The sequence below is a fragment of the Streptomyces purpureus genome (assembly GCF_014648195.1).
Taxonomy (GTDB): domain Bacteria; phylum Actinomycetota; class Actinomycetes; order Streptomycetales; family Streptomycetaceae; genus Streptomyces; species Streptomyces purpureus.
Genome location: NZ_BMQQ01000032.1, coordinates 19,802 through 30,436 on the forward strand (window position 1 = coordinate 19,802; position 10,635 = coordinate 30,436).

8 protein-coding genes are annotated in these 10,635 nt (G+C 70.7%); 6 read left to right on the forward strand and 2 right to left on the reverse strand.

The window, feature by feature from the left end; all coding sequences use genetic code 11:
- Window positions 1–98: 98 nt before the first annotated feature.
- Window positions 99–3,671 (forward strand): DUF4132 domain-containing protein, encoded by a 3,573-nt coding sequence (locus IEZ01_RS29315; RefSeq protein WP_189204691.1) that lies wholly within the window; start codon window positions 99–101, stop codon window positions 3,669–3,671.
- On the opposite strand, the gene IEZ01_RS35285 is transcribed toward IEZ01_RS29315, so the two are convergent.
- Entirely contained in the window at window positions 3,580–4,833 is a 1,254-nt protein-coding gene (locus IEZ01_RS35285) for an SMI1/KNR4 family protein (protein ID WP_229833272.1), read from the reverse strand. The genes IEZ01_RS29315 and IEZ01_RS35285 overlap by 92 nt on opposite strands.
- A 751-nt stretch (window positions 4,834–5,584) precedes the next feature.
- Window positions 5,585–6,013, reverse strand: a complete 429-nt coding sequence (locus IEZ01_RS36110; RefSeq protein ID WP_373287677.1) for a transposase family protein — start codon at window positions 6,011–6,013, stop codon at window positions 5,585–5,587.
- Between the two features lie 240 nt (window positions 6,014–6,253).
- Between IEZ01_RS36110 and IEZ01_RS29330 the strand changes: the two genes are divergently transcribed.
- The 5 genes from IEZ01_RS29330 to IEZ01_RS29350 form a co-directional block, all read left to right on the forward strand.
- On the forward strand, window positions 6,254–7,459 hold the full coding sequence (locus IEZ01_RS29330; protein WP_189204693.1) for a hypothetical protein: 1,206 nt from the start codon (window positions 6,254–6,256) through the stop codon (window positions 7,457–7,459).
- A gap of 270 nt (window positions 7,460–7,729) precedes the next feature.
- Window positions 7,730–8,869, forward strand: a complete 1,140-nt coding sequence (locus IEZ01_RS29335) for an NUDIX hydrolase (RefSeq protein WP_229833273.1) — start codon at window positions 7,730–7,732, stop codon at window positions 8,867–8,869.
- A 159-nt stretch (window positions 8,870–9,028) separates the two neighbouring features.
- On the forward strand, window positions 9,029–9,370 hold the full coding sequence (locus tag IEZ01_RS36115; protein WP_373287680.1) for a glycosyltransferase family 2 protein: 342 nt from the start codon (window positions 9,029–9,031) through the stop codon (window positions 9,368–9,370).
- Window positions 9,371–9,450: 80 nt separating this feature from the next.
- Window positions 9,451–9,978, forward strand: a complete 528-nt coding sequence (locus IEZ01_RS36120; RefSeq protein ID WP_373287678.1) for a PIG-L family deacetylase — start codon at window positions 9,451–9,453, stop codon at window positions 9,976–9,978.
- Window positions 9,979–10,147: 169 nt separating this feature from the next.
- Window positions 10,148–10,635, forward strand: a 488-nt coding sequence (locus IEZ01_RS29350; protein ID WP_229833274.1) for a DUF3291 domain-containing protein, incomplete at its 3' end; no start/stop codon positions are given.

Consider the following 10,635-nt stretch of genomic DNA (forward strand, 5'->3'; position numbering starts at 1 on the left):
GGAGGCTCGGCCGGCGCTTCCGCGGGGTTGTCAGCGGGGTTACCTAGAGTGATCGCGACGGTGTGACACGCCGGCGAGAGCTCAGGACTTCGGGGGACATGATGGTGGAGTGGGTCGCGGTCGAGGACGCGGAGCGGGACGGCTCCGGAAGCTCGGCCTACGAGTTGGCGCTCGACCCGTACGCGGAGCCGCGCCCGGCGCTGATCTGCCGGAACGCGTCGGGCAGGGTCTTGAAGAAGGTCCCGGCCCAGGTGCGCCGGCATGAGAGGGCGGAGTCGCTGCTGGCGCTCGCCGATTGGCTGGCCGATCACGCCGCACACGCCCGCGCCGAGGCCGAGCGGTGGATGACGCGCTCCCTTCCCGTGCCGGCGCGCCTGATGCGCGCGGTGTGGCCCGACCCGTACTGGCGGCGCGCCCTGCACCACCTGGTCATCGCGCCGTACGGGCCCGACGGCTCGGCGGACGTGTCACGCGCCGGTCTGCTCGTCGACGCAGGGCCCGGCGCGGCCGATGGACTGCGCGTGGTCTCCCCCGAGGGGGAAGTGAGTCTCGATGTGCCCTTGGTGACCGTTCCTCACCCTGTTCTGCTCGCCCCGGACGGGAGCGAGGGGCTGGAGCGCTGGCGCCGCCTCCTGGACGCGTACGGCGGCGAACAGGGGGTGGAGCAGCTGCGCCGGACGGTGTGGCGTCGGCCTTCGGCGGCGCCCGTGCGGCGGCACTCCCGCTGGGGGGTGAGCGCCTTCGACGGGGCCGAGTTCGACAGTGGGGCGCGGTTCGAGCGGGCCGTGTCCCGGTTCGGCGGCCGTATCCGGGGCGAGACCGCCCACTTCGACGTGCCCGCCGGCCGCGCGCGGTTTCCCATGCGCATCGACCTGCGCTGGCAGGGACCGATGTCCGGCACGCTGATGAACGAGGTGTTCTGGGGTCCGCGCCACCAGCTCCGCGAAGGGCCGGGCGCGTTCGACGACATCCCTCTCGTCGCCTGGTCGGAGGGCATGCGGGTGGCCGCGCATCTCTACGACGCCCGTGACGGCGGCTACCGCCAGGAGGAGCGCCCCGACGCCTCTGCCGCCTATCGACTGTTCCTGGCCCGCTGCGCGGAGAACGCCGGCCCCCGTGACGCGTCCCGCGCCCCGGAGGGGGCTCGGCCGGGCGGGGTGGGCGAGACGGCGTCGGAAGGCTGGAGCGAGGAGGAGCTGCTCGACGCCGGCGCTGTGGCCCCGGGCAAGCCCTCGGGCGCGGACGGGGAGGACGCTCTCACGGTGTGCCGGTACGACTGGGCAGCGCTGGACGAAGGGGCCCGTATCGTACGGCTGACGCCGGGTCGCGCGGCGGACGCCGAGGACATCGTGGCCCGGGCCCTGGGTCTCACGCCCGTGACCGATGCGGGGCCGGGGCGCGAAGTCGTCGGCCGGGTCCGTCCGATGCCGCCGGCCTTCCTCGCGCGCGTGTCCCGCGCCGAACCCTCGGACGTCCACCGGGCGATCGGTCTGCTGGGACAGCTGCGCACCTGCGCGACGACCGCGGCAACCAAGCCGGGGCGCGCGGCCAAGAGTCTGGAGGCGTCGGTCGCCCCGCTGGAGAAGGAGGCGCCCCGGCTGGCGGCGACCGTGCTGGAGGAGGGCTCGCGGATCATCGCCGCCGCGGGCAGCCCCGCCATGGCGCAGCCGCTGTTCGCCCGGGCTCGCGACGTCGAGAACAGCAGTGGCCTGGCCGTCGACGAGGACGCCGTGATCGAGTCGTTCGTGGAGTGCGCGGCGGAAGGCGCAGTCTCCACGCGTGCCCTGGCCGCCCATCGCGACGCTCTGACCGCGCGCCTGCCGGCCCCGCAGGCAGCTCACAGCTACCGCAGGCTCGTCCTGGCCTGGCACCGTGCTGATCTTCCGTCCCGGCCGGAGTTCGCGGGCGCCCTCTTGGCCTTCACCTCCGGCGCCACTCCCCTGGATGAGGAGCACCGTCAGCTGCTCCGCGGACTACTGACCTACGGCGGCATGGACGATGCTACGACGAGCGTCTCGGCAGGATGGACCCCTGTCCTGCTGGCGCTCCTCGCCGAGGGCCAGGTCACTCCCGAGGCCCTGCTCCGTCTGACGGCCGCACCCGTCGGTGGTGGCCGGGCCGCACTGACCGAGGCGGCCGCCGCGTGGGTGGGGCTCCTCCGGGAGACGGGCGCGGCCGCACTGCTCACCGGCGTGACGCCCGCCTCTGCCCCCGGCTCGCCGAAGGCTGCTGGGGGGGCGTGCGTCGACGCGGAGGCCGTCCTGGCCTGGCTGGACCGCTTCGCTCACCGGTACCGAGGGCTTCGACCGTCAGCGGCGGGCGTGTCCGAACTCCTCGGGGAGATCGGCGCGCGGCTGCGCGCCGAAGGCGCCGTCCACCACGCGTTGCCCATGCTGCGGATGCCCGACAGCCACGCATCGGCACGCGACCGGTGCGTCGATCTGGGCCTGCTGGACATGCTGCTGACGGCGGGCATCCCGATCGACCCCGACGAGTCCTCGCCACTTGGATTCCTGGGCTGGCTCGGGCGGGCGAAGGGCGACGACCTGCCCCACGTCACCCAGGACGGCCGCTTCACGCCCCGACTGGTGGGGGACCTGTCGGACCCGAGGGCGACCCTGTTGATCGGTCGCCTCGCACCGCACCCACTGGCGGGGGACACGGGGCGGCTCAAGAGCCTGGCCACCGGGACTGCCCTGCGCGCGTTCGTCGCGGAAGTCCTCGGCGAACACGGCCGGAGGGCCCAGGAAGGCGGCGTGCAACCGCTGCACGCGGCGCTGCGGGATCTGGAGCCGTTCGCCGCGCGCGCCGTGCGCCGCCACTTCACGGACGAGGCCGAGCGCATCCTCGCCCCCGACCCGGCCTCGGCCCTTGCGCGGACCTTGCGCACCGGCATTCCCGACGAGCTCGGACTGCCCGACGAGGATGCCGGTTGGCAGCGGGGCCTGTGGACGGAGATCCGCGACGGCGGCGACGCCCTCCTCCTGGCGGGAGTCGGTCGCGCCATCGCGATGGGGCCTGAAGGCGTCGTCGCCCAGTGGCAGGACGAGGCGTACGACCACCGCAGGCCGTGGCAGACAGGAGTGCTCTGGCGCGACGGCGCCTTCGAGCCGCTGCCCTTCGACGGCAAGCGGCGCGTGCACTCGACCGCGGAGCCGGCCGAGCGGGAGTCCGTGCTCATGCCGGGCGACGACCGCGCCCGCACGGTGCACCGCGTCACCGGCGCCACCGGGGAGTACGGCGAACTGCGCGCGCCTGACGGCGCGATCGTGGCGGCCTGGCCGCTGACCGGACAGACGGTGTCGAGCCCCCGCACGGCACGGTGGGCCGCTGGCTCCTCGATCACCCCGCCGCCGGGATGGTGGCACGCGCTGCGCCCACGTGACGCCGCGGGCTCCGCGCGACTGCGCGCCGTGGACACCGCCACGGCGGAGGGCATACTCGCCGCCGTCGGGCCGGACACGCGCTCCTGCGTGGACCTCCTGGCCGAGAGCCGCAGTGGGTCCAGAGGCCTGCACGAAGCCACGCTCCGCTTGTGGAACGAACTCGGCGAGACCGTACGGCGCATGCTGCCCGAGCTCACGGACGACCGTCTGGTGGACGGTGTGACCGGCGCCCTCTGGTCGGCTGTGGAGTGCGAGCAGCTGAGGGCCAGGATCGGCGCCGCCTGAACTCCCTCCCTCGGCAACTAGGAGGCCGGCCGGCGACGGCGGACGCAGCCGGGGACCCTCGGGTCTTCGGGTCCTCGGCGTCGTGGCCGACCGTGCCGGGGCGTCGGCCCGCGGCGACGCCCTCGACCTCGACCTCGACGAGCCAGTCACGGTCGAGGGAGGCGGCGACGATCGCCGTGGTCAGGACCGGCCTGCCGCCGAGCGCGGCCGTGCGAGCCTCGGCGTAGGCATCGCCTAACCGGATCTCGCAGATAGCTCGCCAGGCGCACGATTGTTGTCGACCGTCACCGGACGGCGCCTCGCGATCTGGTTTGGCAGCCGAGCAGATTGGGGGTGCCGGTTTGAGGGTCCGCGAGTGGAGGGACGGAGAACGCGATGAGAGCGGGGTGGCGGTGGTCCGGGCGAACGTCACTCTCGTTGCGCTTGGCGGGTGCCAACTGGCCGGTGCGGCGCGACTGCCCGCGGGTGATGCAGCGAGGCTGACCCCAGCCGCCGCGTGACCAACCACAGCGCTGGGAGGACAGAGCACTACTGCCCACGGCTCAGCACGCCAGCCTGGCAGTTCTTTGTCCAGCCATTCCTCGACGGTCTGCCGCCAAGGGTCGGTGGAGTCACTGTCGGCCACATCGGCCCAGGTGTCGGCTGCCAGGTCGGGGTCGACGACGAGCATGTCCAGATAGTCGTCGAAGCCGTCAGCGACATGGGTGAAGACGCCCCTCGACAGGTATCTGGGGTGAGGGATGCCGTGGACGAAGGCGAAGAGCTGGCCATGGGTGGCGGGGTTCAGGTCAAGGAACAGGGTGTCGCTGCCGCCGTTGCGGGCGATCGGCAGAAGGCCGGCCAGAGAGACCTCACCGGCGAGCCGCCCATCACGGCTGCGACGGTACTCGCCGAGCAAGGTGCCCCAGCCGTATTCGCCATCGTCGTCACGGCCGAGCGGATAGAGGTCGTCGAAGCTCTGGAACGGCTCCGGCTCACAAGCCGGCAGACGCACTGAATACATCAGGCTTCCTCCGCCCCCTGTTTCCAGGAAGGAGCGATACGAGGATGGCAGGGGCAGTCCGATCTCCCGTTCGAGATCTTCAAGCTCACCGGCCTTGAACAGCCTGAACGGCCCCACGATCAGGCGGCCCCGATACCAGCGCGACAAGTCCTCAGACATGGCTGGATCGTCGCACCCGGCGGCCTGCCCGGTTCCTCCGGCCTCACGTTGCTGGATGCCGAGCTGAGCACTTTCACCGGCTCTGTCGCTGATCTTCTGACGGTGAAACGCCCCCGGAGCGTACGATCTTCGGCTCAGGGTCGGGGCCATGGAGTCCACTACACCGCCCCCCGATACCGCCCCAGACCCTCTGCAGATCGGGAAGCGCATAGCTCTGTTCATAGTGGGAGGCATGTTTTCGCTGATAGGCGCCGGGATGCTGATCAGCAGCGGGGAGGCCGCCGATCCTGCAGGCGTGGTCATCTCCACCGTGAGTCTGGCAGGTCGTGCCTGGGGCGCGTTCCGCAGCTGTGTCATGGGAGTGCAGATTCACTCCACGGGTCTCACCGAACGTGGCCTGGGACGTTCGAAAGTCGTTCCGTGGTGCGCGATCAGCGCGGTCACCACCCGGGACAGCCCTGGCTTGGCCATGGCTTGGCCCTGGCTGAGTCTCCCGGGATTGACTCTCAAGAACGGTGAGCACATAGCCTGCTGAGAGCCGCTTCTCCCGGAAGTAGGCGCGAACGCGCTGGTAGCTGCCCTGATGGCCGAGCGGCGCGATCTCTCCCCACACCGTCGAGGCGTTCGTGCAGCCTTGGTTCCAGCGGTCATCCAAGTAAGGCTTGAAGGTGTCGAGTTTGGATGGCCGGCCCTGCCCTGCCCGTGGAGCAGGTCTCCCGGGGGTGGCTGCGTCGGCCAAAAGTTTGGCGGCTCACGGACACGCCGAACACGCTCGCCATGCGGACACCCGCCCGGCGGCGAGCGCACGGCCGACCGCAGCCAGCGTCGACCGCAAGCGTTCGGTCCGTCGGCCGTACCGACGGGTCACCCCTGGCAGCTGTTCGGCGAAGGTCCGCCTCCGGCGCGAGATGACCGGGCAGAGGAACCTGCGGACACGTAAGCAGAGAGCGTCCCGTCTGCCTCCGCTGGGCACATCAGCGGGAAAGCGCAGGTAGGAGCTGTGAATCCGCCGTGACCAGTTCCCGCATCCGGGACAGATGCCCCCCGCCGTGCTTCGGGCCTCTATGTGCACCGCCTGGTCGTTCACGGCGATGGATAGCACCGCCACGTCGGTAATCGACGGGAGCAGCAACTCCTTCAGCCGGAGCACCACTTCTTCCACGGTCGAACTGTCCGCCACACCGCACCGGTCCGGGTCAAAACCGGGCAACTTCCCCGGTGCCTACTTGCCGACAACCGTCACTCAGAGTGCATGGTCCACGGAAATTGAGCCCGAACCCGAGTTCCGACAGCACACCCGCCTCGTCGAAGGGCTGGGCGTGTTCGACCAGACGGCCGTCCAGTAGGACCTGACCGATATCCCCTGGCGGATAGGTGGCCAAGTCGGGCAGGGTTCCGCGTAATGACTGGTGAGTACGAGATGACATACGCCCACCCCGACTCCGTCGAGGGCCTGCTGCAACGGGGGCGTGGCCTGGGCGCGGTGCGCGCGCTCCAGGACCCGCAGGTTGCCGCTGTGTTCGTGTACGACGGGATCCTCCGTGACTGGCGATGGGACGGGACCGACGATCGCTCTGTGTACCTGGCGCGGCTGGTCAGGGACCTGGAGCTGTCCCCCGCGCCGATCGTGGATCAGCTGATGGGGGACGAGGATTCCTGTTTGCGGGCCTGTGATGTTCTGGAGCTGTTGGCTCTCGCCGGATCGGACGAGGCCCGGGAGGGGCTTCGGGCGTATGTCCGGAGAGGTGATCACTGGGTCCGGGTGCTGGAGTCGGTATCAGCCGGCTGGCCGGCAGAGTGGTGGGAAGACCTCGGTGACGTCGCACGTGCTCGAATCGGCGGAGAAGCGGAGCTTCCGTGGTTCTGCGAGCCGTGGACACGGTTCGGGATCGAAGTACAGAGCCGCCCGTCCGTCACGCGGCCCTCACTGACCAGGCTCAGCACCGCAGACCTCCTCACCCTGCTCGCCGACTCCGGCACGGAAGACGCCACGAAGTTCGACGCTCTGCGTGCGCTGAACAGCCGAGAGCCTTCTGAGGAACTGATCCCGCTGGTCCCCCTGCTGGGCACCCCGGATGGTCGCCGCCCCCTGCCCCTTGTCAGGCGGGCCGTTGAGCGCCTCGGCACCGCCGCCGTACCGGCAGCGCACGGCTGGGCGCAGGACGAACGTGCATGGCTGGCGCAGCTGGGAGCCGATGTCCTGGCCGACCATCCGAGGCCCGAGGCGTTGCCGGGACTCGTAGAGGAACTCGCAGAGCAATGGGCGGCGCGGACCTGGTGCGGCCCCGATCGGACGGCCCGGCGCCTGGCACGGTTCGGTCCCGACGCCGCCGGCGCTGTGCCCTACCTGAGGCGCTTCTGGCTGCACACCCCGCACTCGCATGAGCGGACTGCGTACCTGGAGGTACTCGCCGCCATCAACAGTGACGGCCTGGACCACGTGCACGCAGAGTCCCTCTGGGACTGCGAGGAGAACGCGCGGCTGCTGGGGGTCACCGCAGCACCCGCGAGCCCGGAGACCCTGGCACGGATCGCCATACTCCGCGATGATCCGATGGAGACGCCCGAGGTACGCGCCGCGGCGCGAACACGGCTGCTGGACCCTTCCAGTCTGCGTCAGGCCTGACCCGGTTCGAACAAGCAACCCCCGGCCCCCAGGTGCCCTCCCGTTCATATGAACAACGGCCGTGGACGGAGGCGACGGTGGTCTCGTCCCCCAGGGCGCGGGGACCGGCCTGGGAGGAACATCGCCAGTGTCCCCGGCCAGAGCGCTGGTGCGGGGGCACGAGGAAGTGAGACTCCGCCTACGCTGGACGACTCGTCGACTGGACGAAGAAGCACCTCCGTCTCACGATCAAGACCGTCAGTCGGGCGGCGGGGCAGGACGACGAACCCGGTGGCGTCCGCCCACGACATCGACATCCACGACTTCGACTCCAACCCGTCCAAGGGCGAACCGGCCCACCAGCACGTCGACTTCCGATACGTGTTCTACCTCGCCGACGACAACCCGCCGACGATCACCCTGCAGAGCGAGGAGGTGTCCGGCGCCCAGTGGTTACCGATGCATAAGGTCACCTCACCAACCCTGCGGGCGAAACTCCTCCACCCGCAGCTGGACGGACAGCCCGAGCCGGTGAACGCGTCCGCGATCATCCATGACGGCCACGGCCGGTACTTGCTGCACCTACGGGACGCCAACAAGCCGTGGATCTGGGAGCCCGGCTGCTGGTCGCTGCTCGGCGGCGGCCGGGAGCCGCAGGACCGCACCCTGCTCGACACGGTCAGCAGGGAGCTACGCGAGGAGGCCGGCCTGACCGTCGCGGGCCTGGAGCCGTACGCGGTCGAGTACGTCACCGGCACCGACGGAACGCGCGTGCCGATCCAGCTGTTCACCGGCCGCTGGAACGGCGCCCCGGCCCTTCTGCCCCTCACAGAGGGCGTGATGCTCGCCTGGGTGCGGCCCGAGAAGTTCCCCTGCATGACGATGCTGCCGTCGACCCGGACGTTGCTGGAGCGGCACGCCGCCGAGCACCCCGCGCTCGCCGACGGGCCGACGCGCGTCGCGGCGACCGTTCCAGCACAGGCGCCGTCCGGGACCGTGCTGAACGTGGTCGGCGTCCACCTCTATCTGGAACGCGACGGCCAGGTCCTGCTGGGCCTGCGGCACCCCGACTCAGCGTACGGCGGCGGCTGCTGGCACGTCCTCGCGGGCCATTGCGAGGGCGAGGCGGCGACCGCGTGCCTCGTGCGGGAGGCGTACGAGGAGGCCGGGCTCGTGATCGACCCGGCCGACGTCGAGCTCGTCCACACCTTGCACATGAAGGACCGGCCCACCGACCCGCCCCGTGTCCAGCTCTTCTTCCGCGCCCGCCACTGGGAGGGCACACCGCAGCTGCGGGAGCCGGACAAGTGCGTCGCCTGGCAGTGGTGCAGCGCCAAGGACCTGCCCGAGCCGATCGTCTCCTACACCCGCGCCGCGATCGAAGGCATTCGGGCCGGCCGCGTCTACACGGAACTCGGGTGGTCACGGTGACCGGGTTCGACGGGTTCGACACCGTGGGCGCCGCGTACACCCGCCCACTCCGACAGCGCGCGGGGCCGACTCCGCCACGACCTGGTCGAGCGCCGGCTCCTCGCCGAACTCCCGGCCCGGCCGGTCCGCGTCCTGGACGTCCGCTGCGGCAACGGCGAGATGACGCTGCGCCTCGACGTGCGGGTGTGCGTGGTCGGAAACGGATGCGAGCCCGAAGTCGTGCCGCCCGGCGCGCTCACCGTCCGCCTGCCGGAGAACGTCGGGATCCCCGGGAGCCGTAACGCCGACGCCGACTCCCTCGGCCGGGAACCAGACCCGGCCGAGTGGCTGTTCCTCCTCGACAACGACGCCACCTTCCCCCGCACCGACGTCCTCACCCGACTCGTCACCGAAGCCCAGCAGCACCCCCGTGCCGTGTTCGGACACCCGGCCGACGAGTCGTTGCTCACCGGCGGCGTCATCGACCAGCATCACGCCGCTGGCGCCGCACCACCGTCGTAATCGCCACCTGGGCGCCGGACAGCCGCAGGGCACCTGAAATCGCCGAAGCCCTGGCAGTCCTGGGCGCCGGAGTCCCCCGCCTGCTCGGCTACAACGATGCCCGCAACCCCGAGGCGGCCCCCGGCCGGCCCTGGCTCGTCGACGCCTCCCTCGACGAAGCAGTCGGCCACCTCGTCGCCCACATTCGCGACTTCAAGCCCGAGTTGGTCGTGGGTCACGACGCGTTCGGGCAGCTGACGGGCCACCCCGACCACGTACGGACACATCAGATCACTCTGCTGGCCGTCGAAGCGGCCGGGCTCGCCCACCGATATCCCGACACGGGCCCGCCGTGGCAGCCGTACGCGCTGTACGCCGCCACGCGCCCCGAGCCCGGCGTCGGCTTGCTCCGCCCGCTGCCTGAGGGCGGCCTCATCCAACCCAGTCGACGCCGCCCGCGCCCCCCGGCCCAGCAGCTTGAGCGGACCTGTCGATGCTGCTCCTCCGCAGTTGCCGGGCCTATGCGGACTTCCACGACGGCAGGCACCGACACCGCCCCAGATCCCGCAAGGACCTGTTACACGAGGCCACTTGAACGGGGAAAACGCAACTTCGACAGGGCCCGCTGAGGCAGCTACCTTCATCTGGTCTTCGGTGGTCGCCCCCGGTCGCACAGGGGTTCCTTCAGGCTGGGCCGGCCGCGACGGGATGAGTCGGTCACGAACCACGAACCCTCGCCCCCATGCGTAAGCCACCGAACCGGGTCCACGCCAAGCAGCCCCAACCAGGGAGAGACGCATGCCCCATCTTGCTCTGTACACATTCGGCGTCCTGAAGTCACCTCTCGCCGATCCCGCCCCTCTCACGCGCGAGTTCTACGACATCGGTGAGGCCGTCTACCGGAAGATCGGTCAGCACCCCGGATACCTCGGGCGTGCTGAAGCTGTAGACGGTGACCGGGGCGAGCTCTTCGAGGCGGACTGGGGTGCATGGGGAGAGTTCGCCGTACCGACCTGGTACGGCAAAGGCCGCAGTGCCGAAACCACCGCCCTGGCCACGACCCTCTCGCTCTGGACCGACCTGCGCCCCGCCTTCGAGGCCGTGTACACCGGTCTGCACCGTGAGGCGCTGAACAGGCGTTACGACTGGTTCGAGAGGACACCGCACCCAAATTACGTGTTCTGGTGGGTCGCCGACGGCGTGATACCCACCTGGCGGGACGGGGTTTCCAGGCTGGAGCACCTCCACGACCACGGCTCCGCGCCGCACGCCTTCACCTTCCACGA